Below are 26,517 nucleotides of genomic sequence, written 5' to 3'. Positions count from 1 at the left end.
GCCTGCGGACGCGAGCCGCCGCTCAGTCCTCGAGCAGTCGCGCGAAAAGCACGTGGTCCTGCCACTCGCCCGCGATGCGCAGGTAGCGGCGGGTGAGCCCGATGCGTTCGAAGCCGTTGCGCTCGAGCACGCGCTGCGACGCGAGGTTGTGCACGAGAGTGCCCGCCTGCACGCGGTGCAGGCCCGCCGCGCGGGCGTGGTGCAGGGCGATGCCGACCGCGGTCGTCGCGAGCCCGCGGCCGTTCAGCCGCCCGTCGACCCAGTAGCCGAGGTTCGCGTTCTGGAACACCCCGCGCACGAGGTCGGAGAGGTTGAGCCGGCCGACGATCTCGCCCGAGTCGTCACCGCCGCCGGCCTCGATCACGAGCGGGATGAGCGTGCCGGCCTCGAGACGCGTCAGCGCGCCCGCGACATCCCGTTCATGCCAGGCCGCGGTGAAGAAGTCGGCCGTGCGCGCAGGCTCCCACGGCGCGAGGTGCTCGCGGTTGCGCGTATAGGCCGCGGCGAGCGCCGGGCCGTCGCCGTCGGCGAGCAGACGCACGACGACGCCCCCGTCGAGTTCGACCGGTTCGAACACCCTGCCTCCACCTCACGCTCGTCCATGCAACGTAGCGCACCCGTCCTCATCGTGCGGCTGCCGGCGGGTCACCGGGGCATCCGCACCTTCGCCAGCAGCGCCTCCAACGTCGCCCGTTCGCCGGCGTCGAGCCCGTCGATCATGCCGGAGCCGTGGATGCGGGCCTCGATGGCATGCCACAGTTCGAGGCCTCGTTCGGTCAGCGCGAGCGTGCGCTTGCGCCCGTCGGTCGGATGCGGGGCCCGTTCGACGAACCCCGCAGCCTCGAGACGGTCCGCGGCGAGGCTGATCGTCGACGGATCGCAACGCAGACGGGTGGCGAGTTCGCGCATCGTCGGCGACTCGGACGCCGGGTCGAGCCCCCAGACGACGCCCATCACCGACGGGGCGAGTCCGAACTCGGCGAGCACGTCGTCGGCGAGACCGCCGACGGCGTTCGCGAGCGTCATCACCCGACGGACGACATCGAGCGTCTCAGTGGATTCGGCGGCCATGTGTCGATGCTACAGTTCCCACATTCAATGAATATTTCAATGATTATCGGGAGCAATCATGGATGCAGCGCAGACCGTCCTCGTCACCGGCGGCACCGGGTACCTCGCCTCGTGGGTGATCGCCGGACTGCTCGAGCGAGGCCACCGCGTCCGCACGACCGTGCGCGACACGGCGAAGGCTCGCGTCGTGCGCGCAGCGGTCGCCGAACAGGTCGGGGATGCCGCATCCGGAATCGAGTTCTTCGTCGCCGACCTGCTCTCGGCCGACGGCTGGGCGCAGGCCGTGGCCGGCGCCGACGGCGTCATCCACACCGCCTCGCCACTGGGCACGGCGGCGGGAGCCGATCCGATCCGTCCGGCGCGCGAAGGGGTGCGGCACGTGCTGAACGCCGCCGCGGATGCAGGCGTGCGGCGGGTGGTCGTGACCTCCTCCGGCGTCGCCGCGATCATCGACGGCCAGACCACCCCGAACGACGAGACGCAGTGGGCGCCGGTCACGGGCCGGCCGACCGATGCCTACCGCGACTCGAAGATCCTCGCGGAGCGCGACGCGTGGGCGATCGCCGACGACCGGGGGCTCGACCTGACGACCGTTCTGCCGACCTTCATCCAGGGCCCGATGCTCGGCGCCCCGAGCGCGCACGGCTCCACCGGGATCATCGAGGCGCTGCTCAGCGGGTCCATGCCGGCCGTGCCGAAGATCGGATGGGACATCGTGGACGTCCGCGATCTCGCCCGGCTGCACCTCGAGGCCCTCTTCTCGGCCGCGGTAGTGGGCGAGCGCATCCTCGGCGCCGGCGGGTTCGCGTGGTGGATCGACGTGGCCAGATACCTGCGCGAGGGCCTGCCGACCGAGATCGCAAGGCGGGTGCCGTCGCGGACGATGCCCGACCTGATGGTGAGGGCCGCCGCGAAGTTCAACCCTCAGCTCGCGCTCCTCGCCCCGAGCCTCGGGCGCACAGCGCTCGTCGACGGGTCGAAGGCGGAGGGGCTGCTCGGCTGGCGTTCCCGGCCGACCGCGGAGACGGTCACCGACACGGCGGCGGCCCTCCTCGCGAAGGCGAGTCGACCGGCGGACGCCGCGTAGCGAGCCCACCGGCACGACAGAGCTCCTCGCGAAGGAGCGGCAGGCCGTTCGAACGCCCCGGACTTGTCCTGCCCGGCGATCACGCGCTAGCGTCGGCCCGGTGCCGGTACAGCCCCAGCTCGCCGGCCTCCCCCCAGCGAACGGCGCCGTTCCCCGTTGCGTCGTCGCACCTGAAACGATCGGAGATCCGAACATGTCCGAAGCGAAGACGCTCTACCAGCAGCTCGGCGAAGGCCCCGGCATCGCCAGCGTGGTCGACCGCCTGTACGAGCTGATCTTGGCCGACGAGACCCTCTCGCCCTACTTCGTCGAGACCCGCCTCTCGCAGCAGAAGGGCCACATGGCGATGTTCCTCGCCGCGGCCACCGGCGGCCCCAACGGCTACAAGGGGCTCGACCTCGACGCCGCCCACGCCGGCCGCGGCATCACCGACGCCGACTTCGACAACGTCATCGGCCACGCCGCGACCGCGCTCACCGAGGCGGGCGTCGACGCCGAGACGATCGGCCAGGTCGCCGGCGCGCTCATGCCGCTGCGCGCCCAGGTCGTGACGGGCGAAGCCGCCGCCTGAGCACCGGTACGACGAAGGCCCCGACTTCTGCGGAAGTCGGGGCCTTCGGTGGCGGTGACGGTGGGATTTGAACCCACGGTAGGGGGTTACCCTACACAACTTTTCGAGAGTTGCACCTTCGGCCGCTCGGACACGTCACCGGGATCGATAGTAGACGACGACGGGCCGAGTACCAAAACGAGGCGGATGCCACGCCTCCAGCCATCCCTCAGCCGACGTCCAGCCGCCTCGAAGCGGGCGTGGATACCGTCACCTCCATGACCACGCTCGAGCCGCTCGACACCGCCTTCGCGCCCCCGCGCCCGCGGCCGTCGATGCGCGCGCTCGCGGCCGGCAGCGGGCTCGCCGCGTCGACCGTGCTCGGCACCGCGGGCGTCCGCCCGTACGACGCCCGGGTGGCCCTGCGCCGCTCGACCCTCAACGACACGCTGCCCGTGCACTCGAAGTGGTGGCGCGAGCGCGGCGCCGAGCCGGGCGAGCTGCTGTACGTCGCGATCGGCGACTCGGCAGCGCAGGGCATCGGCGCTTCGAGGCCCGATCGCGGCTACGTGGGCGTGCTGGCCGAGGCCATGCGTGCGGCCTCCGGCCGGAGCATCCGCACCGCCAATCTCAGCGTCTCGGGCGCGACGACGGCGCTCGCGGTGCGCGACCAGCTGCCGCGGTTCCGCGGTCTCGAACCCGACGTCGTCACGGTCGCGATCGGCGCCAACGACATCGCCGAGTGGGCGCCGCGCGAGTTCGACCGCAACCTCCGCGCGATCCTCGACGTCGTACCGTCGCACGCGATCGTGGCCGAGCTGCCGTGCTTCCACTTCCGCAGCAACGAGCGCAAGGTCGCCGAGGCGAACCGCCTGCTGCACGACGCCGCCGGCGAGCGGGGACTCGCCGTCGCACCCCTGCACGCGGCGACCAGGCGCCAGGGCCTGCGCGGCATCCTCACCCAGTTCGCACGCGACATGTTCCACCCGAACGACGAGGGCTACGCGGTGTGGGCGGAGGCCTTCCGCCCGCTCGTGGGAGCCCGGGTGGCCGAGTTGACGGAGCTCGTCGGTACGGCGCCGAGCGTCGGCACCGCCGTTGTCGGAGGCCGCGGGTAACCTCGGGGCATGGCCAGACCCACCTCGTCGTTCCGTTGCACCGAATGCGGGTGGACCACCGTCAAATGGGTCGGCCGCTGCGTCGAATGCCAGCAGTGGGGCACGGTCGTCGACGTCGCCGAGTCGACCGGCATCGTGCGCGCGGTGAAGGCGGTGCAGGTCGGCGACGCTCGCGCCGCCCGGCCCATCGTCGAGGTCGAGACGACCGATGCGGCGCACCGGCCGAGCGGCATCGGCGAGTTCGACCGGGTGCTCGGCGGCGGCATCGTCGCCGGTGCGGCGATCCTGCTCTCGGGCGAGCCCGGCGTCGGCAAGTCGACCCTGCTGCTCGAGGTCGCCGCCCGGGTCGCCGCGACCGGGCGCCGGGTGCTGTACGTCACCGCCGAGGAGTCGACGGCGCAGGTGCGACTCCGGGCAGGGCGCACGGGGGCGCTGCACGACGAGCTCTACCTCGCCGCAGAGACCGACCTCGCGACGATCCTCGGCCAGGTCGACGCGGTCTCGCCCGAACTCCTCATCGTCGACTCGGTGCAGACCGTCTCGTCGTCGCTCTCCGACGGACTGCCCGGCCAGCCGAGCCAGGTGCGCGAGGTCGCGTCGACGCTCATCCGCGTCGCGAAAGAGCGGCAACTGCCCGTGCTGCTCGTGGGCCACGTCACGAAAGACGGCTCGATCGCGGGCCCGCGCCTGCTCGAGCATCTCGTCGACGTCGTCTGCCAGTTCGAGGGCGACCGGCAGACCGCGCTGCGGTTCGTGCGCGCGCTCAAGAACCGGTTCGGCCCGACCGACGAGGTCGGCTGCTTCGAGATGACGGGCGAGGGCATCGCCGAGGTGCCCGACCCGTCGGGCCTCTTCCGCTCGACGGGGCGGCGCGAGGTGAGCGGCACGTGCGTGACCGTCGCACTCGAGGGGCGACGCGCGCTGCCCGTCGAGGTGCAGGCGCTCGTCGTCGCGACGAAGGCGCCGCAACCGCGCCGCGTCGTGAACGGCGTCGACCCCTCGCGCGTCGCGATGATCATCGCGGTGCTCGAGCGCCGCGCCGGGCTCCGGGCGCTCGGCGAGCACGACGTGTACGTGTCGACCGTCGGCGGCGTGCGGCTCGCCGAACCCGGTGCAGACCTCGCGATCGCGGTCGCCATCGCCTCGGCCATGCGCGACGCGGCGGTGCCGCACGAGATCGCCGCCTTCGGCGAGATCAGTCTCGCGGGCGAGGTGCGCCCCGTCACCGCGGCCAAGCAGCGCGCGGCCGAGGCACGCCGACTCGGCTATACGACGATCCTCGACGTCGAGGCCGGCAGCGTACGCGCCGCCGTCGCCCGTGCGATGCTCGCCTCGACCGACGCCCGGCAGCGCGAGCTCGACGCCGCCTTCTGAGGGGGTTCCGGCACCGCCGTCACCACCGTTACGCCGCGAGCGACGGCCTGGGGCTCGGCGCCGCTCCGGCTCCGCCGAAGGCGCGGGGCTGCGTCGCGTCTGTCCGACCGCCGCATCCCGCACACTTACAGGACCAGCTGGCGAGCACCCCCACATACGGACCTGCCGACCCGCTCATCCTGCATCTTCCATCCCGACGCTGCCGAATCGCGCGACACCCGCCGCCGCACCCGCACACTCACAGGACCAGCCGGCGAGCACCGCCGCATACGGACCTGCCGACCCGCTCATCCTGCATCCGGCGCAGGGCCGCGCACGTCAGACTTCGAGGGCCCGCAGCAGCTCGGTGGGCGACGCCTGCATCGGGTGCGGTCCGGCGATGTCGAGGAAGACCGTCGTGATCGTCGACTCGTACCGCTTGAGGAAGCTCTTCAGCCAGGCCGGGCTGTGCAGCCCGACCGCGGGCGGCAGGTTCGCCGGCTTGTTGACCGCGTCGCTGAACAGCAGCAGCGCGACCTCGCCGGTGTTCGGGTCGCGATACGTCCACACCTCGCCGCCGTCGAGCGGCTTGTCGCGGGGGCCGGGCTTGATGAGCGGCACGACCGTGTTGCCGTTGCGCAGGGCGAGGGCGACGGCGGCCATGTCCTGCCGCTCGAGCGCCTCGGCGAGCGCCTGCGACCGGAACTCGACGGGGGGCTTCGCCTTCTTCTTCGCCTTGCCTGCCATGCCATCCAGCGTAGCCGGGCCGGATGCTCCTCCCGGCGTCAGCGCGACGCGTTCAGGACCGGCTCAATAGAGCAGGAACTGCTTCTTCTCGGCCGAGTCGAAGCCGTCGATCGACACCGCGAGGTAGTACGACGCTCCACCCGCGGGCACCGTCTCGCGACCGCCCTCGCACGTCTCCTTGCTCGACCGCGTGCGGTCCCAGGCGATCGGCGTGCTCGACGAGATCGGCTTGCCGGGCTCGAGCGAGACCTCGGCGTCGATGGCGTCGACCTGGCAGTCGGTCGAGGTCCAGTACACGTCGTCGCCGCTCGTGATCGTGAAGACCTGCGCCTTCGTGCCCGCGTTCAGCACGCAGACGTTCTCACCGGTGTTCTCGATCGTCACCGACAGCTGCGGCTGCTGGCCGGGCTCGTACGACGACTTGTCGGTGATGGGCTCGACGACGATCTGCTCGGGCGCGCACGGGTCGCCGTCGGCGGCGGTCGGCTCGGTCGGGATCGTCGTCGACTCGGGTTCGGTCGTCTTCTCGCCGGCCGTCGCGGCGGGCTTGCCGTCGCCCTTCGAGGGCTCCTCGCCCTGGCTCGCCCCCGGCCGCACGATGATGAGCACGATCGCGGCGACGACCGCGAGCAGCACGAGCAGCACCACGATCCGCCGTCGGCGGTACACCTGCGGTGACTGCCGGCCTGCCGGTGGATTCGTCGACATGGTCACAGGGTACGACCGCGGGGCGCCCGCCCCGTGGCATCCGGTCGGCGGGTTTCGACACGCCCACGGGCAGCATGGCCCGCCGGATGCACCCGACGGGGCGGCGCGGCCCTACAGCAGCTTGAGCATGCGGGTGTTGCCGAGCGTGTTCTGCTTGACCCTCGCGAGGTCGAGGAACTCGGCGACACCCTCGTCGTGCGAACGCACGAGCTCGGCGTACACGTCGGGGTCGACCGTCTCGGCCCCCATGTCCTCGAAGCCGTGACGGCCGAAGAAGTCGACCTCGAAGGTGAGGCAGAACAGGCGCGAGAGCCCGAGGTCGCGGGCGTCGGCCTCGAGCGCGTCGAGCAGCGCGTGCCCGACGCCCCGCCCGAGCCAGCCGTCGCCGACGGCGAGGGTGCGAACCTCGCCGAGGTCCTCCCACATCACGTGCAGTGCGCCGGCACCGATGACGCGCCCGTCGGCGGTCTCCGCGACCCGGAACTCCTGGATCGCGCCGTACAGGTCGACCCGCTCCTTGCCGAGCAGGATGCGTCGGGTCACGAACGGCTCCACGACGTCGATGATCTTCGGCACATCGCTCGTGCGCGCGCGGCGCACCGTGAAGTCGGTCATCGCACCATCGTAGGCGGCGACGCTCACGCGATCGCCTCGATGACCGGGCACTCAGGATGCACCGGCCCGGAGGCCACGAGCGCCGCGAGCGCCGAACGCACCCGTTGGAGGTCGCCGATGCGCTCGTCGAGCTCGTCGAGCTTGGCTCCGACCTGCTCGGCGACGTCATCGAAGGCGATGAGTTCCGGCCGGTCCGAGAGCTGCAGGACGTCGCGCACCTCGCGGAGCGTGAAACCGAGCTCCTGGGCACGGCGGATGAACCGGACCCGACGTGCGGTCTCGGGCTCGAACAGTCGGTACCCGCCCGTCGTGCGGCGTTCGGGGGCCACGAGCCCCTGTCGCTCGTAGAAGCGAACCGTGCTGAGCGCGACGCCCGCGGCGTGTGCGAGCTGCCCCGAGGTCAGCGGCGGCGCAGCCGCAGCAGGCCGCTCAGTTGCAGGGTGAACCACGTGATCTCCCCGATCAGGAACACGACGATCGTCGCACTCTGCCCATTCAACACCGCCCAGATCATCAGCGCCGAGAACACGGCGCGCCCGACCGTGTCGATCGCGATGAACCGCGCCTCGGGGCGCAGGATCCTCGCGACCGCCCACATCGTGACGACCGTGCCGAACATGCTCGTGAACATGAGCGCGAGCGGGTCGAGCTCGGGAGCCGGCGCACCCGGGACATCGAACAGGTCGTGCGCGCGCCCCGCCAGTTCGAGGATGAGCGCCGCCGTGAACGGGGTCGCGAAGCCGATGGTGACGACGAGGTCGTACACGGCGCCAGCGAGGCCCCAGCGGGGCCTCGCACTCCAGCCTGCGGACGGCAGCTGGGCGGGGAAGGTCGGTCGGTCGGAGACGATTGCCTGGGTCATGCCTCAAGCGTCGACCCTGCACCATGGTGCAGGGTCAAATTCGGAGCGCCGGCTCGCCCGACCGTACGAACGACGGCGGGGCGGATGCCGCAGCACCCGCCCCGCCGAGACCGTCGCGTCTACTCGCCGGACGCGGCCGCCAGGTCGGGCGTGGCCGTGCCGGTACCGAGCGCCGCGTTCGCGTTCACGCCGACGTTCGCGGGCAGCGCCCGCTGCGACGTCGTGAAGACGAACTCGCCGTTCTGGAAGTCGACGTGCACGTGATCGCCCGCGTTGAGCTCGCCGTGCAGGATCTTCTCGCTCAGGCGGTCCTCGACCTCGTGCTGCACCGCGCGACGCAGCGGGCGGGCACCGAGCGCCGGGTCGAACCCGACCTCGATGAGTCGCTCCTTCGCCGCCTGCGTGAGCTCGACCGTCATGTCGCGGTCGAGCATGCGCTCGCTGAGCCGCTTGATGAACAGGTCGACGATCTGCAGCAGCTCGGGCTTCGACAGCTGCGGGAACACGATGATCTCGTCGACGCGGTTCAGGAACTCGGGCTTGAAGTGCTTCTTCAGCTCCTCGTTCACCTTGCCGCGCATGAGGTCGTACCCGGTGCGGGTGTCGCCCTCGACCTGGAAGCCGACGGGGCCGCCCGCGATGTCCTTCGTGCCGAGGTTCGTCGTCATGATGATGACGGTGTTCTTGAAGTCGACGACGCGACCCTGACCGTCGGTGAGACGACCCTCTTCGAGGATCTGCAGCAGCGAGTTGAAGATGTCAGGGTGCGCCTTCTCGATCTCGTCGAAGAGCACGACGCTGAACGGCTTGCGACGCACCTTCTCGGTGAGCTGGCCGCCCTCCTCGAAGCCGACGAACCCGGGAGGGGCGCCGAACAGCCGAGAGACGGTGTGCTTCTCGCCGTACTCCGACATGTCGAGCGAGATCATCGCTGCCTCGTCGTCGAAGAGGAACTCGGCGAGCGCCTTCGCGAGCTCGGTCTTGCCGACGCCCGTGGGGCCGGCGAAGATGAACGAGCCCGAGGGGCGCTTCGGGTCCTTGAGGCCCGCGCGGGTGCGGCGGATCGTCTTCGAGAGGGCCGAGATGGCCTCCTCCTGGCCGATGACGCGCTCGTGCAGCGCCTTCTCCATGAAGACCAGTCGCGAGCTCTCCTCTTCAGTGAGCTTGAACACCGGGATGCCGGTCGCCTGCGCGAGCACCTCGGCGATCAGGCCCTCGTCGACGACCGCGGTCGTCTTGACGTCGCCCGACTTCCACTGCTTCTCGAGGCGCAGTCGCTCGCCGAGCAGGTTCTTCTCCTCGTCGCGCAGCGACGCGGCCTTCTCGAAGTCCTGCTCCTCGATCGCGGTCTCCTTCGCGGCGCGGACCACGGCGATCTTCTCGTCGAACTCGCGCAGCTCGGGCGGCGACGACAGGATCGACAGGCGCAGGCGCGCGCCGGCCTCGTCGATCAGGTCGATGGCCTTGTCGGGCAGGAAGCGGTCGGAGATGTACCGGTCGGCGAGGTTCGCCGCGGCGACGATCGCGCCGTCGGTGATCGAGACCTTGTGGTGCGCCTCGTAGCGGTCGCGGAGGCCCTTGAGGATGTTGATCGCGTGGGGCAGGCTCGGCTCGGCCACCTGGATCGGCTGGAACCGGCGCTCGAGCGCCGCGTCCTTCTCGAAGTGCTTGCGGTACTCGTCGAGCGTCGTCGCACCGATCGTCTGCAGCTCGCCGCGCGCGAGCAGGGGCTTCAGGATCGAGGCGGCGTCTATCGCCCCCTCGGCCGCACCGGCGCCCACGAGGGTGTGGATCTCGTCGATGAAGACGATGATGTCGCCGCGCGTGCGGATCTCTTTCGTGACCTTCTTCAGGCGCTCTTCGAAGTCGCCGCGGTAACGCGAGCCGGCGATGAGCGAACCGAGGTCGAGCGAGTAGAGCTGCTTGTCTTTCAACGTCTCGGGCACCTCGCCCTTGACGATGGCCTGCGCGAGGCCCTCGACGACGGCGGTCTTGCCGACGCCGGGCTCGCCGATGAGGACGGGGTTGTTCTTCGAGCGACGCGAGAGGATCTGCATGACCCGCTCGATCTCCTTCTCGCGGCCGATCACGGGGTCGAGCTTGCCCTCGCGGGCGGCCTGCGTGAGGTTGCGGCCGAACTGGTCGAGGATCTGCGAGCCGCCCTGCGGGGTCTGCTGCTCGTTCGCGCCGACCTGCACCTGCTCCTTGCCCTGGTAGCCGGAGAGCAGCTGGATGACCTGCTGGCGAACGCGGTTGAGGTCGGCGCCGAGCTTCACGAGCACCTGGGCGGCGACGCCCTCGCCCTCGCGGATGAGGCCGAGGAGGATGTGCTCGGTGCCGATGTAGTTGTGGCCCAGCTGCAGCGCCTCGCGGAGCGAGAGCTCGAGCACCTTCTTGGCGCGCGGCGTGAACGGGATGTGCCCCGTGGGCTGCTGCTGGCCCTGGCCGATGATGTCCTGCACCTGCTCGCGCACCGCGTCGAGCGAGATGCCGAGCGACTCGAGCGCCTTGGCGGCGACGCCTTCACCCTCGTGGATGAGCCCGAGCAGGATGTGCTCGGTGCCGATGTAGTTGTGATTGAGCATCTTGGCCTCTTCTTGGGCCAGGACGACGACACGACGGGCTCGGTCGGTGAATCTCTCGAACATGCTCTACTCCTCACGGCCCCACTGGGCAGGGGACGTCGATACATCGAGCGTAAACACTCGGGATGCCTCGTGGGCCGCTGTTCGCCGTGGGCGCAGCGCGATGACGCTTGCATGACATAACGTTCATCGTTATTATCGTTTTTCGATATGGCGGTGCAGGATCGCCCGATCGGAAGGACCAGCGGATGTCCCAGCCCACCACCGGCACCCGGCTCAGCCGAAGCGACCAGGCCGGCATGTACATGACCATCGTCCTCGGCGCGGTCGGCATCGCCATCACCCTCTGGGTCATGGTCCAGCGACTGCTCGAGGTGCTCCCCGGCCGCGACGTGCCGGTGCTCGTGCCGTTCGTCGACGAGACCGCGCCGCTGCCGATCGGGCCCGGCGGCGCTGCGGTCGACGTCGCGGTCGACCAGGCGATCGTCACGGTGCCGCAGCCGGCCGCCGCGACGCAGTTCGCGATCATCGCCCAGCCGATCGTCGTCGGCGTCGCGATCGTCGCGGGCATCGTGCTGCTCGGCCTGCTCTGCTGGAACCTCGCGCGCGGCCGAGCCTTCACGCGCCAGAACACCCGGATCGTCTGGACGGGCGCCGCGGTGCTCACGGTCGGTTGGGTGTTCGGTTCGCTCTTCACCACCATGTCGGTGAACGGGGCGCTCGCAGCGGTGAGCGACCACACGTACGACGGGGTGCTGTTCTCGACCGATTTCACCGCCATGTTCGGCCTGCTCGCCCTCGGGGTCGTCGGCGCGGCGTTCCAGATCGGCGAGCGACTCCAGCGCGACACCGAGGGACTCGTCTGATGGCACCCGCCGAACCCGACGAGGCCTCCGACGTGCACTGCCGTCTCGACGAACTGCTCGAGGCGCGCGGCATGACCCTCACGCGGCTCGCCGAGCTCGTCGGCGTCAGCGTCGTCAACCTCAGCGTGCTGAAGAACGACCGGGCGCGCGCCATCCGGTTCTCGACCCTGCAGGCGATCTGCGAGGCGCTCGAGTGCGAGGTCGGCGACCTGCTCGTGGTGCGCTCGCGCTGACCCGGGAACGACGAACGGGCCGACGGGGGAAATCCCCGACGGCCCGCTCGTTCGTTGCTCTACTCAGCTCACGCCTTCACCGACCGGCGACGGCGGAGGAAGAGCAGCAGGCCGCCGGCGGCGATCACGCCGAGACCCAGCCAGCCGGCCGTGAGCGACGCACCCGTCGAAGGCAGCGGCGGCTGCTCGGGCGTGACCGGCGCGCAGTCCTCGCTCGACGCCGAGCCGCTCCAGAACTCGATGGTCGCCGAGTTCAGCTCGCCGCTGCCCTCGTCGCTGGAGGCCACGGCGCAGTCGGCCTGGTCCGAAGCGATGTCGGACGCGACATCGGAGGTCACCGAGACGGCGTAGACGTGCGTCTCGCCGGCGGGCAGCACCGCGGTCGCGACCGCGAGGTTCTCGATGCCGTCCCAGTCGGGGTTGATCGCGATGCCCTCGGGGCCGGTGATCGACGCCTCGAGCACCGTGATGCCGTCGCCGTACTTCAGCTCGTCGGAGAGGTCGTACGACTCGTCGGTGGCCGACTGGCTCGTGACCGTGATCGTGTACGAGACGTCCCACGTGCCGTCGCCGTTGTTCACGGCCGGGCCGTCGACGGTCTTCACGATCTCGAGCGGACCGCGAGCGACGTTCTCGATGGCGCAGGCGATGAGGTCGCCCGGCTGCACCGTGAAGTCGTTCGCGTCGATCGGCGACGGGCCGGCTTCGCCGACGGGGTCGACCGTGCACGCGAGGTCGCCGGCGACCCAGGCCTCACCCGGGTCGGCCTCGGCGAGCGAGAAGCGTCCGCCGGGGAGGACGCCGTCGAACACCGCGGTGCCCTCGCCGCCCTCGGTCGTGACGCTCTCGACGACGGGGTCGCCCGCGGGCGCGCCCTCGGCGTCGAGCGGGGTGAGCTCGAAGTCGAACGTGCCGTCTCCGCCGACCGTCGACTTGGTCACCTCGATCTGGCCGGGCACGGCCTCGTTGGTGAGGGCGCACTCGATCTCGGTGTCGATCTCGGCGGTGAACTGGAAGCCGGGCGCGTCACCGTTGCCGTCCTCGAGCGCACCGTCGCCACCCGTGCAGGTGATCTCGCCCATGTTCCAGCCGTCGACCGCGGTCTCGAAGACCGTGTAGTCGTCGCCGGGCACGAGGCCGGTCCAGGTGGCACTGTCGGAGCCTTCACCGGTGCCGCTCACCGTCTGGGTGCCGGCCTGCTCACCGGGCACCGGCGAGATCGTGAGGTCGAACGCCCACTCGAAGCCGTCGGCGACGCCCTCGACGCTCTTCTCCACGGTCACGGAGCCGGGCAGCGCCTCGTTCGTGAACACGCAGGTGATCACGGCGCCGGGCTCGAGCGTGATGGCCGACATCGGGCCTTCGGCACTGCCGCAGCTGATCGAGTCGAGCACCCAGTGCGCGGGCACCGTCTCGGCGACCACGTAGCTGCCGGGAACGATGAGACCCGAGCTCCACGGGTTCGCCTCGTCGTCGGACGAGTCGTTGAGCGTGAACTGCTCGTCGGTGTCCTCACCCGTCAGCGAGAAGTCGAAGTCCTGGTTCCACTCGTCGGGGATGGTCTCCTTGTCGACGCGGATCTCGCCGCGCTGCGTGTTCGTGTAGGTGCACTCGACGAACTCGCCGGGGTCGACGTCGAGCACCGCCGTGTAGTCGGTCAGGTCGGCGGCCGTACCCTGGTCGGGGTCGACGCAGACGAGGCCCGTGGTGTCATAGCCCTCGAGCGCGGCCTCGGAGAGGTCGTAGGTCCCGGGCTCCACCGAGTACACCTCGCTGTCGCCCGAGCCGTCGGTCGCGTCGATCTCGAAGGTCGACGGGTCGTCGAGCCAGCTGCCGGTGTAGGAGAACACCGCACCCTCCTGGCCGTCGACCACCTTGTGCACCTGGATGCTGCCGTTCTGCGTGTTCGTGAACACGCAGTTCACGCCCTCGCCGGCGACCGTGGTCACCGTGGCGCCGGTCGCGGTGTCGGTCCCCTCCGGTGTGCAGGTCACGTCGGTGAGGTTCCAGCCCTCGGGCAGGTCGGTCTCGTCGACCGCGACCTGGGTTCCGGGCCTGAAGTAGATCGGAGCGCTCGTCTGGCCGTCGGTGAGCTGCACCGCGGTGTCGCCGACCGTGAAGCCGAACGTGTCGGGGGCGCCGTCGGGAAGCGTCTGCTTCTCGACCGTCACCCACGAGGTCGTGTTGACGATCTTGCAGGCCGTCACGTTGTTCGCCTCGACCGGGAACACGTCGTCGGGCGAGTCGAGCACGATGATGCGGTCGTCGATCTGGCAGCTCATGGAGAGCAGCTCCCACGGCACGTCGTCGCCGATGACCTCGCTCAGGGTGTAGTCCTCGCCGGCGAGCACGTCGGGCCAGACGTCGGTCTCGCCGATGCGCAGCGACTCGTCGATCGTCGTCTGGTCGGGATAGATGTCGCCGCCGCCCGCTCGCTCCACGGTGTAGTCGAACTGGTCGGTCGAGGTGATCGCCGGCGGGTCGGAGAGCTTCGTGATGCTGAGCGCGCCGCAGTTGGTGATGACCAGCGGGTTCTGCGGAACGATGTAGTCCTGGATCTGCGCACCCTCGGCGTTGCCGGTCCGCGAGAAGCCGGTGCCGGTGGCGAAGCCGGTGCAGGTGTCGGGCGAGAAGAGCCCGGCCGCCGACAGGTCGACCGCGATCTCGCCGAACGTTCCCGGGTCACCCGGCGTCGGCGCGGGGCCCTCGGTGCGCTGGCCGACGGCGGCGGTGAAGTCGAGCACCGCCCCGGTGTTGCTCCAGCTGCCCGCCCCGTCGGGGTCGGCGCACGCGTCGCCGGACGTCGGGGTCCACTTGAGCACATAGGCCGTGGTCGCGTTGTTGGTCGAGTCGTAGTTGAACTCGACCAGGAAGTCGTCGCATCGTCCGGCCTCGGGGCCTTCGAGCGTCTCGAACGTGCTCATGTCGCCGTTGCCCGTGAGCCGCGTCCAGTACATGTAGAGCACGACGTGGTCGTCACCCTGATCGTCGGTGATCACCTCGTAGGCCGCGCCGCCGCTGCAGACGTCGCCCTTCGCGTTGACGTTCGCCGGGCCGGGCGCCCACGGATTGGTGTTCGGCTGCTGACTGCCGGGCGAACCCGTCGCGTCGAGCACGTCGCACGCGGCGTCGAGGGTCACGTTGTCCCACCCGGACGTCCCGTACACGATGCCCGTCGACTGGAAGCCCTGGGCGGTGGTGTACGGCCCGGGCGACGTGAACGTCGACGGCCCGTCGGGCTGGAGCGGACTCATGAAGCTGTGCCAGTCGAAGGTGTCGGGCAGCGTTCCGCCGTCCATGTCACCGTCGATCTGGAATCCGGTCTGGAGGCCGCTCGGCAGCGTCACCGCCGAAGCCGGCGTGGCGAGCAGAGCGGGTGTCAGCAGCGCGCCGAACAATGCGGCGATGGCTGCGGCAGCCGTCAGTTTGCGTCTGGGCACGAAAGATCGTCCTCACGTGTCGGGTTGCCGTCCCGGGTGGACAGCGCACGTGAACGCAACGCTAATGGAGCAGGATCCCTCACGAACCGGCGAGAGGCCGAACGTCTTGACCCCAGTTCAGGGGCAATTTCCGATTCGGGGGACGCCCAACAGCCGAATCGGGGTACGGTTCGCGCTTACTTGATCGGGACCGTGATCTCGGTGCCCTGCACCTCGACGACGAGCGGCTTCGTCGTCGTCACGTCCATCGGGGTCCAGAAGACGGTCGTGTGCGGCACGAGGTCCATCGTGCAGACCTGGTTCGCGGGGTACTCCTTGAGGTCGATGGCCACCCGGTTGCCCGTGGCTGCCGGCTCGACGACGCTGATGTGCTCGCCGACGAGCGGGCACGTCGAGCTGCCCCAGAGCGTGACCGAGAGCTGGCCGCCCTCGCCGACCCATCCGGCCTGCGGCTCGCCCGTGTCAGCGCCGCCCTCGTCGCCGCTGCCCTCGTGGTCGGAGACCGGCGCACCCGAGTAGTTCTCGGCCGGGCTCTTCGGCGGCGCGCATGCGGCGAGGAGGAACACGGAAGCCAGGGCCGCGGCAGCGAGGCCGGCACGGCGGAGACGCACGGAGGTAGCCATGCGGCAATGCTAGCCGGTCGGATGCCGCCGGATCAGCCAGCCGAGCGGTGCGTTCGGGTCGGATTAGGCTGGCGTCATGAGCAATCTGGAGAAGGATCCGCTCGAGCTGCTCTGCCCGCCCGACGGTGCTCGCGGCCCGGCAGTGCAGGTGCTCGCCCCGCGCGACGTGCCGCTCGGCGGCCCCCGCGCGATGAACGTGCGACGCACCCTTCCCCAGCGCGGGCGCACGACGATCGGCGCCTGGTGCTTCGCCGACCACTACGGGCCCGACGACGTCGCGGTGTCGGGCGGCATGGTCGTGCCGCCGCATCCCCACACCGGCCTGCAGACGGTGAGCTGGCTCTTCGAGGGCGAGATCGAGCACCGCGACTCGACCGGCAGCCGCGAACTCGTGCGCCCGGGCCAGGTCAACCTCATGACCGCCGGCGGGGGCATCTCGCACTCCGAGGTGTCGACGCCTGCGACGACGCGGCTGCACGGCGTACAGCTCTGGGTCGCGCTGCCCGACGCCTCCCGCCGGGTCTCGCCCTTCTTCGAGCACGCCGACGTCGAGCCGATCGAGGTCGACGACGCGGTCGTGCGCGTCTTCGCCGGTTCGCTGCCCGGCATCGGCGACGACGCGGGCGTGACCCTGTTCAGCCCGCTCGTCGGGGCCCAGATCGACGTGCCCGCCGGCGGCGAGGCCTGGATCGAGCTCGACCCGTCGTTCGAGCACGGCGTGCTCGTCGACGCCGGGCCCGTGCACGTGACGATCGCCCCCACCGACGACGAGTACGACGACTCCCCCGCCGACGCCGACGGCCTCGCGGTCGCGGGTCACTCGGCGCGCCTCGAGTGGAGCGAGCTCGGCTACCTGCCGGTCGGGCACGAGGGCGTGCGCCTGCGCGCAGAGCACGGCCCCGTGCGCGTGGTCCTGCTCGGCGGCGTGCCGTTCGGCGAGGAGCTCGTGATGTGGTGGAACTTCATCGGTCGCGACCACGACGAGATCGTCGAGTACCGCAGGCAGTGGCAGGCCGAGGTCATCGGCCGCGACAACCCCGACGGCCGCTTCGGCCACGTCGACTACGAGGGCGCCCCGCTGCCCGCACCCGAGCTGCCGACGGTCCGGCTGAAGCCGCGCAGCTGAGCGCCGCGGGTGACGATCCGGGGCGGCATCCGACCCCTGCCCGCTACTGCAGCGCCGACGTGAGCCGCGCGAGGTTGTCGAGCACCGTCGAGCGCAGCGGCTGCTGCATCCACTCCTCGAGCGTGAGCTCGCGGCTGTCGTGCCGGTAGCCGTCTTCGACGGCGCGCATCTCGCGCACGAACGAGGCGCCGCGCACGAGCATCGACACCTCCATGTTGAGCTCGAACGAGCGGATGTCCATGTTGCTCGACCCGATGACCGCGACGTCGTCGTCGATCGTGAAGTGCTTCGAGTGCAGGATGTACGGCGCCTTGTACAGGTAGATCTTCACGCCGGTACGCAGCAGGGCCTCGTAGTACGAGCGCTGCGCGTGGTACACGAGGGCCTGGTCGCCGATCTCCGACACGAACAGCTCGACGTGGATGCCGCGCTGCGTCGCCCCGCTGATGGCGTAGAGCATCGACTCGTCGGGCACGAAGTACGGGCTCGTGATGATGATCTTCTCCTTCGCCGCGTACAGCAGCGCGAGGAAGAGCTTGAGGTTGTTCTCGCTGCTGAAGCCCGGGCCGCTCGGTACGACCTGGCAGTCGAGGTCCTGCGCCTCGCCGGGCTGCTCGAGCCCGTCGGAGAGGTCGCGGGCCGGCTCCTCACCGGTCTCGAGGTACCAGTCGGTCGCGAAGATCGCGTCGAGGCCGGCGACGATCGGGCCCTCGACCCTGGCGACGAGTTCCTTCCACTTGAGGCCGCGGCGCCGGTTCGACCGCTTGTTGTAGCTGCGGTCGATGATGTTCTGCGACCCCATGAACCCCACCTCGCCGTCGACGACGAGGATCTTGCGGTGGTTGCGCAGGTCGGGCCGCTGGTACTTGCCGCGCCACGGCTGCACGGGGAGCATCAGCTGCCACCGGACGCCCAGCCGGTCGAGGCGCTTGAGGGTGCGGCGGTACCCCGCGACCCTCGCCGAGGCGATGTGGTCGAGCAGCACCTTCACGTCGACGCCGCGGGCGACCGCGTCGCCGAGCGCATCGAAGAACGGCGCGGTCGTCGCGTCGAGCGCGAAGATGTAGAACTCGACGTGCACGTACCGCTTCGCGTTGCGCACGGCGGCGGTCATCGCGTCGAGCGAGCCCTGGTAGTCGCCGATGAGGCTCGCGCTGTTCTGCCCGATGAGCGGCATCGACCCGAGGTTGCGGTTGAGCCGCACGACCCCGTCGAACCAGCTCGGCCAGGCCCGCGGGTCACTGACCCGCTCGACGCCGTGCGTCGACTCGCGGATGTAGCGATCCACCTCGGCCTGCTTGCGCCGTCGATGCCTCGGCAGCTTCGGATTGCCGATGAGCATGAAGAACAGCACCCCGAGGAACGGGATGAAGAAGATCGCGAGCAGCCACGCCATGCCCGCTGTGGGGCGTCGATTGCGCGGCACCACGATGATCGCGATGATGCGCACGACGAGATCGGCGACGAACAGGACCACCGTGATGACGAGTGTGGTCTGCGAGACGCCGTCGTTCATGCAGTCAGGCGGCCGGGTGCTCGCGGGCGATCTTGGCGCGCTCTTCGGCTTCGATGCGCGCGTACGCCTTGCGCTCGTTGCGATCGGCGCGGATGACGGCGCGCATCACGAACCAGAAGATGAGCCCGATGAGCACGGTCGGCGCGAGCGACCAGATCGCATTCGCCCAGAAGTCGTTCATAGTGCGATCAGGATATCAACCCGGAGTGAGAAGACCCCACACCCCCGAGCCGACGAGGTAGAGGCCGATCGCCGCGACCACCACCCAGATCACGATGCGCGCCTTCGAGGGCGGTTCGCGGTCGGGCTTCTCGTCGTTCTGGCGGTCGTTCACCGGCGGCATCCGTACTCGATGGTCACTTGACGAGCGGGAAGAGGATCGTCTCGCGGATACCGAGGCCGGTGACGGCCATCAGCAGGCGGTCGATGCCCATGCCCATGCCGCCCGACGGGGGCATGCCGAACTCGAGGGCGCGCAGGAACTCCTCGTCGAGGCGCATCGCCTCGGGGTCGCCGCCGGCGGCGAGCTTCGCCTGGGCGACGAAGCGGTCGCGCTGGATGACGGGGTCGACGAGCTCGGAGTACCCCGTCGCGAGCTCGAAGCCGCGGATGTAGAGGTCCCACTTCTCGACGACGCCGGCGATCGACCGGTGGCCGCGCACGAGCGGCGACGTGTCCTCGGGGAAGTCCATGACGAAGGTCGGGCGCTCGAGCCCGCCCTTGACGTGGTGCTCCCAGAGCTCCTCGACGTACTTGCCGGGGATCGGGTGGTCGACCTCGATGCCCGCCTCGTCGGCGAGCTCCTTCAGGCGCGACATCGGCGTCTCGGGGGTGATCTCCTCGGCGATCGCCTGCGAGAGCGAGCCGTACATCGAGATGCGGTCCCAGTCGCCGCCGAGGTCGTACTCGGTGCCGTCGGCCCACGTCACGACGTGCGAGCCCGACACGGCGACCGCGGCGTCCTGGATGAGCTTCTGGGTGAGGTCGGCGATCGTGTTGTAGTCGCCGTACGCCTCGTAGGCCTCGAGCATCGCGAACTCGGGCGAGTGCGTCGAGTCGGCGCCCTCGTTGCGGAAGTTGCGGTTGATCTCGTACACCCGCTCGATGCCGCCGACGACCGCGCGCTTGAGGTAGAGCTCGGGCGCGATGCGCAGGTACAGCTCGGTGTCGAACGCGTTCGAGTGCGTGACGAACGGGCGGGCCGAGGCGCCGCCGTGCATGACCTGCAGCATCGGGGTCTCGACCTCGATGAAGCCGAGGCTCGTGAAGGTCTGGCGCAGGCTCGCGTTGACCTTGGCGCGGTCGATGACGTTGCGGCGCGCCTGCTCGCGGGCGATGAGGTCGAGGTAGCGCGAGCGCACCCGGGTCTCTTCGTTCAGCTCGTTGTGCAGGTTCGGCAGCGGCAGGATCGCCTTGGCCGCGATGCGCCACTCCTTCACCATGATCGAGAGCTCGCCGCGGCGGCTCGTGATGACCTCGCCCGAGACGAACAGGTGGTCGCCGAGGTCGACGAGCTCCTTCCACGCCGCGAGCGACTCCTCGCCGACCTCGGCGAGGGAGACCATCGCCTGGATGCGGCTGCCGTCGCCCGACTGCAGGGCCGCGAAGCACAGCTTGCCCGTGTTGCGCAGGTGCACGACGCGCCCCGCGACGCCGACCGTCTCGCCCGACGCCTCGTCGACGCCGAGGCCGACGAACCGGTCGCGCACCTCGGGGATCGTCGTCGTGATCGGCAGTCGCACCGGGTAGGCGCCGCCGCCGAGATCGGATGCCTCGCCGATCAGCCGCTCGCGCTTGGCGAGCCGAACGGACTTCTGCTCGCTGATCTCTTCGGCAGTGGGTTCGGCGGGCTGGTTCGGCGTCTCGTCGGCCATCGTTCTCTCTCGTCGCGCGCGGGCAGTGCCGCGCAGGGCGGCAGCGGGTGCGTGCACCAGCCTACTTGCCGCCCGCCGGGCGCGGATTCAGCCGAGTTCGATCGGGCGGTTGTCGATGAGCCTGGTCGCGCCGACGCGTGCGGCGACGAGGGCGAGCGCCGGCCCCGAGGCATCCGCCGCGACGGGCAGGAAGGTGCCGGGGTCGACGATCACGAAGTAGTCGAGCTCGGCGCCGTCGTGGTCGCCGAAGGCGGCGACCGCCTCGGCGAGCGCCTCGTCGACGCCGTCGGACGCGGCATCGGCGGCTGCGGCGAGCGCCTCCGAGAGCACGAGCGCCGTGCTGCGCTCGGCCGCGCCGAGGAAGCGGTTGCGGCTCGACAGCGCGAGCCCGTCGGGCTCGCGAACGGTCGGCACGACCTCGACCTCGAGCGGCAGGTCGAGATCGTGCACCATGCGGCGCACGAGGAACACCTGCTGCGCGTCCTTCTGACCGAACACGACGACGTCGGGCGCGACGATGTGCAGGAGCTTGGCGACGACTGTGAGCATGCCGTCGAAGTGACCGGGACGCGAGGCGCCCTCGTAGAGTCCGCCGACCTCGCCCGCCACGACGCGCGTCGAGCTCGGGCCGTCGGGGTACATCTCACCGGTCGAGGGCGCGAACACGAACTCGACGCCGAGGGGCGCGAGCGCGGCGACGTCGGCGTCGAGCGTGCGCGGGTAGCGGTCGAGGTCCTCCCCCGGGCCGAACTGCAGGGGGTTGACGAAGATCGACACGATCACGAGGTCGGCGAGCTCGCGCGCGCGGGCGACGAGCGCGAGATGGCCGTCGTGCAGTGCGCCCATGGTCGGCACGAACGCCACGGATGCTCCGCCGCGACGCTCGGCGGCGACGAGGCCACGAAGCTCGGCGATCGTCGAGACCACGCGAGTGCCGTCGGCTCGAGCCTCGATCGTGCTCACGCGCCACCTCCTGACGGCCGGTCGGACGCGGCCTCGTCGATCGTACCCTCGGGCAACGGCCCGCCGTCGTGGCGGGCGAGCGCGTTCTCGACGGCGCTGCGCGCGAGCGAGGCGAGCACGGCGCCCGGCCGCGGCACGCCGATCGCGTCGAGCTGCGTGCTCGCCTGGTCGACGATCGCGCTCGAGAACGACACGACCGCGTCGACGGCGTCGCCGTAGGCCGGGCGATCGGCCTCTGCGACGATGAACGGTTCGCCGCCCATCTCGACCACGAGCGCCTGCCCGATCGGCAGCACGGGCGCCGGTGCGGTGACCGCGAACCAGGTGCCCGGCAGCCGGGCGAGGTCGATGCTCGTGCCCGTGAACGTCATCGCGGGGTGCACCGCCAGCGGGATCGCCCCGGCCCGCCTCGCGGGATCGAGGACGCCGGTGCCGAACCGCGCCGAGGTGTGCAGCACGAGCTGGCCGGGCTGCCAGACGCCGGCCTCGGCGAGTCCGGCGACGAGACCTTCGAGCTCGTCGTCGGGCACGGCGAGCAGCACGAGCTCGCTGCGCTCGACGATGAGCGGCACCTCGAGCACCGGAACGCCGGGCAGCATCACGCTCGCGCGCTCGCGACTCGACTCCGAGACGGCGGCGACGCCCGTGAGCGCATGCCCCGCTCCGCCGAGCGCGGCGGCGAGCACGGCGCCGACCCTCCCCGCGCCGATGGTGCCGACGCCGAGTCGGCCTGCGCGTTCAGCGGGCATCGTGGGTCTCCTCGGGCGCGGTTGCGGATTCGGCGATCGCGGGTGCCGTCCGCGGCGCGGCACCCCAGTGGTGCGTCGTGTCGGTCGCCGCTCGCGCGACGGCCTCGTCGGCGAGGCGCTCGAACAGGCGGGTCGCCTCGTCGCGGTCGACGACCGGCAGCACGGCGCTCACGGGACCCGTCACGGTGTGCAGCCGCAGTGCCGAGAGCCGCAGCGCACGGTCGATCGGGCCGGCCGACACCGCGACCGACTGCATGCGGGCGAGCGGCACGAGGGTGAGGCTGCGCACGATCGCTCCGCGCCGGATGAGCGCGACCCCGTCGGCCGCGGCCCAGCCGATGCGGCGCCACGAGAACGGTCGCAGCCACGCGGCGCGCCGCGGGGTCTCCGAGAATCCCGACGTCGTGCCGCGACCGGTGAGGCCGGCGCCGACGAGCGGATCGACCTCGGCAGCGGCATCCGGGATCAGGAGGGCCAGCACGCGATGCACGTCGGCGGCCGTGCCGACCGGCAGCACCGTCGTGCGCTGTGCGGCCTCGTTCGAGTTCGCGACCGAGTGACCCGCGACGTTGATGCGGATCGACCACCAGCCGAACGGGCGCCAGAACACCCACTGCGTCGCCTCGATCGCGTGGATGCGCCCGGGCGGGATGGTCTGGTTGCCGGTCGACAGCAGTCCGTGCCCGATGCGCACGCCGTCGGGGGTGCCCGCGATCGAGTACCGCAGTGACTTCGTGATGCGCGACCACGTGTAGCTCACGAGACCGATCGCCGCGGGCACGAAGCTGAACAGCACCCAGCCCTGCCCCGTCGAGACGCCGACGGCGATGATGACGACGAGGATCATGGCCCAGACCGTCGATCCGCCGAGCAGCGTCGACCCGACCACCCGCGCGATCGGCAGGTGCACGACCGACTCGGGCGGGGCGAGCTGGGGATCGAGCTCGGGTGCGAGGAACTCGTCGACGCGCTGGTTCACGAGCGCACCGGCGCGGGCGCTCACGGCGGCGCGGTGCAGTTCGGCCGGCCCCTCGGGCGCACTGGCGGCAGAACCCGGAGGGGTCGTGGGCCTGCCGGCCGCCGCATCCGCCGCCGCATCCGCCGCCGCCCGCTCGGCGCGCACGCCCGAGGCGAGTCGCAGGATGTCGGCGCGCAGGCCGTCGGCGAGCGCCGACCCGAGGTACGAGAGCTCGACGTTGCCCGACTGCCCCGCGACCGAGACCTCGAGCTTCGCGGTGCCGAACAGCCGCGCGAACAGCGGCCGGTTGACGTTGATGCCCTGGATGCGGTCGAGGCGGGCGCTTCGGTGCGACCTGAAGAGGATGCCGCGGCGCACCTCGACCGCCTCGCGCGTCACGCGGAAGGTGTGCATCCGCCACGACATCCAGAAGCCGATGATGACGGCGATGATGACGACGGCGACCGCCAGCACGGCCCAGCCGACGAGCCCGTGCGACACGATGCCGCCGACGGGGTCGTTCGCCCAGTCGTTCTGCCACTCCTCGTAGCGCGGCCCGAGCTCGTCGCCGGCCTCGGGCGCGAAGATCGCGAGCAGCAGGTCGACCGCGCGCTCGCGGAGGTTCGCGATGACGAAGCCGAGCACGGCGATGAACACGAGCCCGCCGCGCAGGAGGGGACTGGCGGGGTGCAGTCGGTGCCACTCGCCGTCGGCGAGGTTCGTCACCGGCGCGGGTCGCGCGGGTGCGCTCACAGTCCCGCCCGGCGGGTCTCGGCGAGGGCGACGAGCTCGTCTCGCAGCCGGTCGGCCTCCTCCATCGGGATGCCGGGAACCGTCACCGCGGTCGACGCCGCCGCGGTGACGAACTTGAGCTCGGCGAGCCCGAGCGCACGGGCCACCGGGCCGCGGGTGATGTCGATGAGCTGCATGCGCCCGTAGGGCACCGCGACCTGCCGCTGGAACATGATGCCGCGCCGGAAGAGCAGGTCGTCCTCACGCAGGCGGTACCCGATCGAGCGCACACGGCGTGGTTCGAGCGCGATGCCGATGAGCGAGACGAGCGCTACCGCGCCGGCCGCCCAGAGCGCCCACCAGGGCTGCCAGAGCAGGTGCACGACCACGAGCGCGCCGACGAAGACGACCATGCCGATGAGCGAGCCGACGACCTCGACCACGATGTACTTCGGCGACACGCGACGCCACTCGACGTCGGGCACGTGCGCGGCGTCGAGGGCTGGCGCAGCGGCGGGCGCGGGCACGTGTGTGCCAGCGGGCGCCGCCTCGACGCCAGCCGGAACATCGGGGACAGCCGGAGCCGCGGGCTCGGGCGCCTCGACCGGTGCACCCTCGGGCTCAGGCATGTGCGTGCTCTTCCTTCTCGTCGGGGTCGTCGGGCGGGAGGGTGCAGCACCACTCGGCGATGAGCCCGCCGGCGAGCAGCAGCGCGGCGCCGATCGCGGTCGCGAGCGCCTGCCAGACGACTCCCACGGGCGGCATCACGGTGCGGGTGAGCAGGAAGAACGCGATGCCGAGCCCGATGCCGAGCACGAGCGCACCGCTCAGGCTGCACGCCTTCGCGAGCACGGCGACGCGCATCGCGCGGAACGGATCGATGCGACGCACGGTCTTGCCCGTGACGGCCCGCCGGATCGGCCATGCGAGGGCGACCACGATCGCGGCGACGCCGACGAGGGTGATCGCGAGCGAGATCGGCGGCACGAGTGCCTTCGACCCCGCACTCACGATCGCCAGATCGCCCAGGTAGCCGATGACGAGCCCGCCGAGCAGGAATGCGAGCACGGTCGAGAAGTGGGTGCGCCTCATCGCCGCACCACCTCGTCGGAGGTCTCGGCCCGCAGCGCCGACACCGGGCCGCGACCGGCCAGCACGGCGTCGGGGTCGACGTCGAGCCAGGGCTGCAGCACGAACGCCCGCTGCCAAGCCCGCGGATGCGGCAGCTCGAGTCGCTCGTCGGCGAGCTCGAGGCCGTCGAAGTCGATGAGGTCGAGGTCGAGCGTGCGGTCGCCCCAGCGCTCGGCGCGCACCCGGCCCTGCTCGTGCTCGATGCGCTGCAGCACGTCGAGGAGGGCGTGCGGATCGAGCACGGTCTCGACCACGAGCACCCCGTTGAGGTAGCCGGGCGCGTCGTGGTCGACGCCGGTCGTCTTGAGCGCGGGCGTCTCGTAGAGCGGCGACACGGCGATGAGCTCGACCCCCGCGGCGTCGGCGAGCGCCCTCACCGCGGCGTCGATCGTCGCCTCCCGGTCGCCGAGGTTCGCGCCGAACGCGACGACGGCGCGGCTCATGCCCGGCGCCTCGTGATCGTGACCGCGACGTCGCCGAACGGCACGGTGATCGGCGCCTGCGGCTTGTGCACGGTGACCTCGACCTCGTCGACGGCGGCGAAGCCGAGCGCGACGCCCGCGACGCGTTCGGCGACGGTCTCGATGAGGTCGACGGGGTCGCGCTCGACGGCGGCGACCACCTGCTCGGCGAGCTCGCCGTAGTGCACGGTGCTCGCGAGGTCGTCGCCCCGCGCCGCGGCGGCGAGGTCGACCGCGACCGAGACGTCGATCACGAATTCCTGCCCCTCGACGCGTTCGAACTCGAAGACGCCGTGGTTGGCGCGCACGCGCAGCCCCGTGAGGGTGATTCGGTCGGGTCGCGGTTCAGCCACGTCGTCCACTCTGCCACGCCCCGAGGACGTCGAGCGCGCGGCGCGTGGCGACGACGTCGTGCACCCGCACCCCCCACGCGCCGGCCTGCGCCGAGAGCACGCTCACGACCGCGGTCGGCAGGTCGCGTTCGGCGACGGATGCCCCCTCTGGAAGCATCGCGCCGAGGAAGCGCTTGCGCGACGCACCGACGAGGATCGGCAGGCCGAGCCCGGCGAGCACGTCGAGTCGTCCGAGCAACTGCCAGTTCTGCTCGCCCCGCTTCGCGAAGCCGAGGCCCGGGTCGAGGATGATCCGGTCGGCCGCGACGCCCGCGGCGACGAGCGCGTCGACGCGGGCCGCGAGCTCGTCGCGCACCTCGACCGCGACGTCGCCGTACTCGGCGAGCGAGTCCATGCGGTCGGAGTGTCCGCGCCAGTGCATCGCGACGTAGCGTGCGCCGGTCTCGGCCGCGACGCTCGCCATCGCCTCGTCGGCGAGGCCCGCCGACACGTCGTTGATGATCTCGGCGCCCGCCTCGACGGCGGCCCGTGCGGTCGCCGCACGCATCGTGTCGACGCTGACCCGGATGCCGCGTGCCGTGAGCTCCCGGATCACGGGCACGACGCGGCGCAACTCCTCGTCGGGTTCGACCCGTGCCGCGCCCGGGCGGGTCGACTCGCCGCCGACGTCGACGAGGTCGGCGCCCTGCTCGGCGAGCTCGACGCCGTGCGCGATCGCCGCGTCCGCGTCGAACCACCGCCCGCCGTCACTGAACGAGTCGGGCGTGACGTTGACGACGCCCATGACCAGCGGGCG

Annotated in this window: 29 protein-coding genes and 1 tRNA gene; 7 read left to right on the top strand and 23 right to left on the bottom strand. The window is 71.0% G+C overall.

The window, feature by feature from the left end; genetic code table 11:
- Positions 1–22 precede the first annotated feature (22 nt).
- Entirely contained in the window at positions 23–577 is a 555-nt protein-coding gene (locus MUN74_RS13020; protein WP_244852735.1) for a GNAT family N-acetyltransferase, read from the bottom strand.
- 68 nt (positions 578–645) lie between these two features.
- A complete protein-coding gene (locus MUN74_RS13015) occupies positions 646–1,071 on the bottom strand; it encodes a MarR family winged helix-turn-helix transcriptional regulator (RefSeq protein WP_244852733.1) in 426 nt (141 codons plus the stop codon).
- Positions 1,072–1,129: 58 nt separating this feature from the next.
- On the opposite strand from MUN74_RS13015, the gene MUN74_RS13010 reads away from it, so the two are divergent.
- Positions 1,130–2,158: an NAD-dependent epimerase/dehydratase family protein gene (locus MUN74_RS13010; RefSeq protein WP_244852731.1), complete on the top strand. Its 1,029-nt coding sequence runs from the start codon at positions 1,130–1,132 to the stop codon at positions 2,156–2,158.
- Positions 2,159–2,351: 193 nt separating this feature from the next.
- Positions 2,352–2,729 carry a group I truncated hemoglobin gene (locus MUN74_RS13005; protein WP_244852729.1) on the top strand — a complete coding sequence of 126 codons (378 nt, stop codon included), beginning with the start codon at positions 2,352–2,354 and terminating at the stop codon, positions 2,727–2,729.
- Between the two features lie 49 nt (positions 2,730–2,778).
- Here MUN74_RS13005 and MUN74_RS13000 read toward each other — a convergent pair.
- Positions 2,779–2,869, bottom strand: a tRNA-Ser gene (locus tag MUN74_RS13000).
- A 117-nt stretch (positions 2,870–2,986) separates the two neighbouring features.
- Between MUN74_RS13000 and MUN74_RS12995 the strand changes: the two genes are divergently transcribed.
- Together MUN74_RS12995 and radA are read left to right on the top strand one after the other, a co-directional pair.
- Positions 2,987–3,826, top strand: coding sequence for an SGNH/GDSL hydrolase family protein (locus tag MUN74_RS12995; protein ID WP_244852727.1), 840 nt, complete (start codon positions 2,987–2,989; stop codon positions 3,824–3,826).
- Positions 3,827–3,835: 9 nt separating this feature from the next.
- Positions 3,836–5,200 (top strand): DNA repair protein RadA, encoded by a 1,365-nt coding sequence (gene radA / locus MUN74_RS12990; protein ID WP_244852725.1) that lies wholly within the window; start codon positions 3,836–3,838, stop codon positions 5,198–5,200.
- A gap of 318 nt (positions 5,201–5,518) precedes the next feature.
- On the opposite strand, the gene MUN74_RS12985 is transcribed toward radA, so the two are convergent.
- From MUN74_RS12985 to MUN74_RS12960, 6 genes are all read right to left on the bottom strand, one after another.
- On the bottom strand, positions 5,519–5,926 hold the full coding sequence (locus MUN74_RS12985) for a dehydrogenase (protein ID WP_244852723.1): 408 nt from the start codon (positions 5,924–5,926) through the stop codon (positions 5,519–5,521).
- A gap of 63 nt (positions 5,927–5,989) precedes the next feature.
- Positions 5,990–6,634 (bottom strand): hypothetical protein, encoded by a 645-nt coding sequence (locus MUN74_RS12980; RefSeq protein ID WP_244852721.1) that lies wholly within the window; start codon positions 6,632–6,634, stop codon positions 5,990–5,992.
- A 111-nt stretch (positions 6,635–6,745) separates the two neighbouring features.
- A complete protein-coding gene (locus MUN74_RS12975) occupies positions 6,746–7,249 on the bottom strand; it encodes an amino-acid N-acetyltransferase (RefSeq protein ID WP_244852720.1) in 504 nt (167 codons plus the stop codon).
- Positions 7,250–7,272: 23 nt separating this feature from the next.
- Positions 7,273–7,698 (bottom strand): MerR family transcriptional regulator, encoded by a 426-nt coding sequence (locus MUN74_RS12970; protein ID WP_244852718.1) that lies wholly within the window; start codon positions 7,696–7,698, stop codon positions 7,273–7,275.
- Entirely contained in the window at positions 7,650–8,111 is a 462-nt protein-coding gene (locus tag MUN74_RS12965) for a hypothetical protein (RefSeq protein ID WP_244852716.1), read from the bottom strand. Before MUN74_RS12965 ends, MUN74_RS12970 begins: the two co-directional genes overlap by 49 nt.
- A gap of 119 nt (positions 8,112–8,230) precedes the next feature.
- Positions 8,231–10,759, bottom strand: coding sequence for an ATP-dependent Clp protease ATP-binding subunit (locus tag MUN74_RS12960; RefSeq protein ID WP_244852714.1), 2,529 nt, complete (start codon positions 10,757–10,759; stop codon positions 8,231–8,233).
- Between the two features lie 185 nt (positions 10,760–10,944).
- Here MUN74_RS12960 and MUN74_RS12955 point away from each other — a divergent pair, with 185 nt between their 5' ends.
- Positions 10,945–11,562: a hypothetical protein gene (locus MUN74_RS12955; RefSeq protein ID WP_244852712.1), complete on the top strand. Its 618-nt coding sequence runs from the start codon at positions 10,945–10,947 to the stop codon at positions 11,560–11,562.
- Positions 11,562–11,795 (top strand): helix-turn-helix domain-containing protein, encoded by a 234-nt coding sequence (locus tag MUN74_RS12950; protein WP_244852711.1) that lies wholly within the window; start codon positions 11,562–11,564, stop codon positions 11,793–11,795. The genes MUN74_RS12955 and MUN74_RS12950 overlap by 1 nt, the downstream gene beginning before the upstream one ends.
- Before the next feature lie 68 nt (positions 11,796–11,863).
- On the opposite strand, the gene MUN74_RS12945 is transcribed toward MUN74_RS12950, so the two are convergent.
- Both MUN74_RS12945 and MUN74_RS12940 read right to left on the bottom strand, forming a co-directional pair.
- A complete protein-coding gene (locus MUN74_RS12945; RefSeq protein WP_244852710.1) occupies positions 11,864–15,235 on the bottom strand; it encodes a prealbumin-like fold domain-containing protein in 3,372 nt (1,123 codons plus the stop codon).
- Positions 15,236–15,411: 176 nt separating this feature from the next.
- The gene (locus MUN74_RS12940) at positions 15,412–15,858 is read right to left on the bottom strand and encodes a hypothetical protein (protein ID WP_244852709.1); all 447 of its coding nucleotides are present in this window, start codon (positions 15,856–15,858) and stop codon (positions 15,412–15,414) included.
- Between the two features lie 76 nt (positions 15,859–15,934).
- Here MUN74_RS12940 and MUN74_RS12935 point away from each other — a divergent pair, with 76 nt between their 5' ends.
- Entirely contained in the window at positions 15,935–16,984 is a 1,050-nt protein-coding gene (locus tag MUN74_RS12935) for a pirin family protein (protein WP_244852708.1), read from the top strand.
- A gap of 43 nt (positions 16,985–17,027) precedes the next feature.
- Here the strand turns inward: MUN74_RS12935 and cls are convergent, their stop codons facing one another.
- The 12 genes from cls to folP all read right to left on the bottom strand — a co-directional run bounded on the left by cls (position 17,028) and on the right by folP (position 26,505).
- Positions 17,028–18,500 (bottom strand): cardiolipin synthase, encoded by a 1,473-nt coding sequence (gene cls, locus MUN74_RS12930; protein WP_244852707.1) that lies wholly within the window; start codon positions 18,498–18,500, stop codon positions 17,028–17,030.
- A gap of 4 nt (positions 18,501–18,504) precedes the next feature.
- Entirely contained in the window at positions 18,505–18,681 is a 177-nt protein-coding gene (locus MUN74_RS12925) for a hypothetical protein (RefSeq protein WP_231430020.1), read from the bottom strand.
- Between the two features lie 15 nt (positions 18,682–18,696).
- Positions 18,697–18,834 carry a hypothetical protein gene (locus MUN74_RS12920; RefSeq protein WP_244852706.1) on the bottom strand — a complete coding sequence of 46 codons (138 nt, stop codon included), beginning with the start codon at positions 18,832–18,834 and terminating at the stop codon, positions 18,697–18,699.
- 22 nt (positions 18,835–18,856) lie between these two features.
- Entirely contained in the window at positions 18,857–20,374 is a 1,518-nt protein-coding gene (lysS, locus tag MUN74_RS12915; protein WP_244852705.1) for a lysine--tRNA ligase, read from the bottom strand.
- An 87-nt stretch (positions 20,375–20,461) separates the two neighbouring features.
- Complete coding sequence (gene panC / locus MUN74_RS12910; protein WP_370647296.1) at positions 20,462–21,337, bottom strand: pantoate--beta-alanine ligase; 876 nt, start codon at positions 21,335–21,337, stop codon at positions 20,462–20,464.
- A complete protein-coding gene (locus MUN74_RS12905; RefSeq protein ID WP_244852704.1) occupies positions 21,334–22,086 on the bottom strand; it encodes a Rossmann-like and DUF2520 domain-containing protein in 753 nt (250 codons plus the stop codon). Before MUN74_RS12905 ends, panC begins: the two co-directional genes overlap by 4 nt.
- Positions 22,076–23,797, bottom strand: a complete 1,722-nt coding sequence (locus MUN74_RS12900; protein ID WP_244852703.1) for a PH domain-containing protein — start codon at positions 23,795–23,797, stop codon at positions 22,076–22,078. Before MUN74_RS12900 ends, MUN74_RS12905 begins: the two co-directional genes overlap by 11 nt.
- Positions 23,794–24,405: a PH domain-containing protein gene (locus MUN74_RS12895; RefSeq protein WP_244852702.1), complete on the bottom strand. Its 612-nt coding sequence runs from the start codon at positions 24,403–24,405 to the stop codon at positions 23,794–23,796. The genes MUN74_RS12900 and MUN74_RS12895 overlap by 4 nt, the downstream gene beginning before the upstream one ends.
- Positions 24,398–24,868, bottom strand: coding sequence for a DUF3180 domain-containing protein (locus MUN74_RS12890; protein WP_244852701.1), 471 nt, complete (start codon positions 24,866–24,868; stop codon positions 24,398–24,400). The genes MUN74_RS12895 and MUN74_RS12890 overlap by 8 nt, the downstream gene beginning before the upstream one ends.
- Entirely contained in the window at positions 24,865–25,350 is a 486-nt protein-coding gene (folK, locus tag MUN74_RS12885; protein ID WP_244852699.1) for a 2-amino-4-hydroxy-6-hydroxymethyldihydropteridine diphosphokinase, read from the bottom strand. Before folK ends, MUN74_RS12890 begins: the two co-directional genes overlap by 4 nt.
- Positions 25,347–25,721 (bottom strand): dihydroneopterin aldolase, encoded by a 375-nt coding sequence (gene folB / locus MUN74_RS12880; RefSeq protein WP_244852697.1) that lies wholly within the window; start codon positions 25,719–25,721, stop codon positions 25,347–25,349. The genes folK and folB overlap by 4 nt, the downstream gene beginning before the upstream one ends.
- Complete coding sequence (gene folP, locus MUN74_RS12875; RefSeq protein ID WP_370647295.1) at positions 25,714–26,505, bottom strand: dihydropteroate synthase; 792 nt, start codon at positions 26,503–26,505, stop codon at positions 25,714–25,716. The genes folB and folP overlap by 8 nt, the downstream gene beginning before the upstream one ends.
- Between the last annotated feature and the right edge of the window lie 12 nt (positions 26,506–26,517).

The sequence above is a fragment of the Agromyces sp. H17E-10 genome (assembly GCF_022919715.1).
Lineage (GTDB): Bacteria > Actinomycetota > Actinomycetes > Actinomycetales > Microbacteriaceae > Agromyces.
This window is presented reverse-complemented; position numbering and strand designations above follow the sequence as displayed.

Bases quoted from the DNA above. Each gene is read 5' to 3' on its own strand.
- folK (WP_244852699.1), bottom strand. From the start codon at position 25,350: ATGAGCCGCGCCGTCGTCGCGTTCGGCGCGAACCTCGGCGACCGGGAG.
- MUN74_RS13015 (WP_244852733.1), bottom strand. From the start codon at position 1,071: ATGGCCGCCGAATCCACTGAGACGCTCGATGTCGTCCGTCGGGTGATG.
- MUN74_RS12955 (WP_244852712.1), top strand. From the start codon at position 10,945: ATGTCCCAGCCCACCACCGGCACCCGGCTCAGCCGAAGCGACCAGGCC.
- MUN74_RS13005 (WP_244852729.1), top strand. From the start codon at position 2,352: ATGTCCGAAGCGAAGACGCTCTACCAGCAGCTCGGCGAAGGCCCCGGC.
- folP (WP_370647295.1), bottom strand. From the start codon at position 26,505: ATGGGCGTCGTCAACGTCACGCCCGACTCGTTCAGTGACGGCGGGCGG.
- radA (WP_244852725.1), top strand. From the start codon at position 3,836: ATGGCCAGACCCACCTCGTCGTTCCGTTGCACCGAATGCGGGTGGACC.
- MUN74_RS13010 (WP_244852731.1), top strand. From the start codon at position 1,130: ATGGATGCAGCGCAGACCGTCCTCGTCACCGGCGGCACCGGGTACCTC.
- MUN74_RS12935 (WP_244852708.1), top strand. From the start codon at position 15,935: ATGAGCAATCTGGAGAAGGATCCGCTCGAGCTGCTCTGCCCGCCCGAC.
- MUN74_RS12975 (WP_244852720.1), bottom strand. From the start codon at position 7,249: ATGACCGACTTCACGGTGCGCCGCGCGCGCACGAGCGATGTGCCGAAG.
- MUN74_RS12960 (WP_244852714.1), bottom strand. From the start codon at position 10,759: ATGTTCGAGAGATTCACCGACCGAGCCCGTCGTGTCGTCGTCCTGGCC.
- cls (WP_244852707.1), bottom strand. From the start codon at position 18,500: ATGAACGACGGCGTCTCGCAGACCACACTCGTCATCACGGTGGTCCTG.
- MUN74_RS12985 (WP_244852723.1), bottom strand. From the start codon at position 5,926: ATGGCAGGCAAGGCGAAGAAGAAGGCGAAGCCCCCCGTCGAGTTCCGG.
- lysS (WP_244852705.1), bottom strand. From the start codon at position 20,374: ATGGCCGACGAGACGCCGAACCAGCCCGCCGAACCCACTGCCGAAGAG.
- MUN74_RS12905 (WP_244852704.1), bottom strand. From the start codon at position 22,086: ATGCCCGCTGAACGCGCAGGCCGACTCGGCGTCGGCACCATCGGCGCG.
- MUN74_RS12950 (WP_244852711.1), top strand. From the start codon at position 11,562: ATGGCACCCGCCGAACCCGACGAGGCCTCCGACGTGCACTGCCGTCTC.
- MUN74_RS12980 (WP_244852721.1), bottom strand. From the start codon at position 6,634: ATGTCGACGAATCCACCGGCAGGCCGGCAGTCACCGCAGGTGTACCGC.
- MUN74_RS12890 (WP_244852701.1), bottom strand. From the start codon at position 24,868: ATGAGGCGCACCCACTTCTCGACCGTGCTCGCATTCCTGCTCGGCGGG.
- MUN74_RS12940 (WP_244852709.1), bottom strand. From the start codon at position 15,858: ATGGCTACCTCCGTGCGTCTCCGCCGTGCCGGCCTCGCTGCCGCGGCC.
- MUN74_RS12995 (WP_244852727.1), top strand. From the start codon at position 2,987: ATGACCACGCTCGAGCCGCTCGACACCGCCTTCGCGCCCCCGCGCCCG.
- MUN74_RS12895 (WP_244852702.1), bottom strand. From the start codon at position 24,405: ATGCCTGAGCCCGAGGGTGCACCGGTCGAGGCGCCCGAGCCCGCGGCT.
- MUN74_RS12925 (WP_231430020.1), bottom strand. From the start codon at position 18,681: ATGAACGACTTCTGGGCGAATGCGATCTGGTCGCTCGCGCCGACCGTG.
- MUN74_RS12965 (WP_244852716.1), bottom strand. From the start codon at position 8,111: ATGACCCAGGCAATCGTCTCCGACCGACCGACCTTCCCCGCCCAGCTG.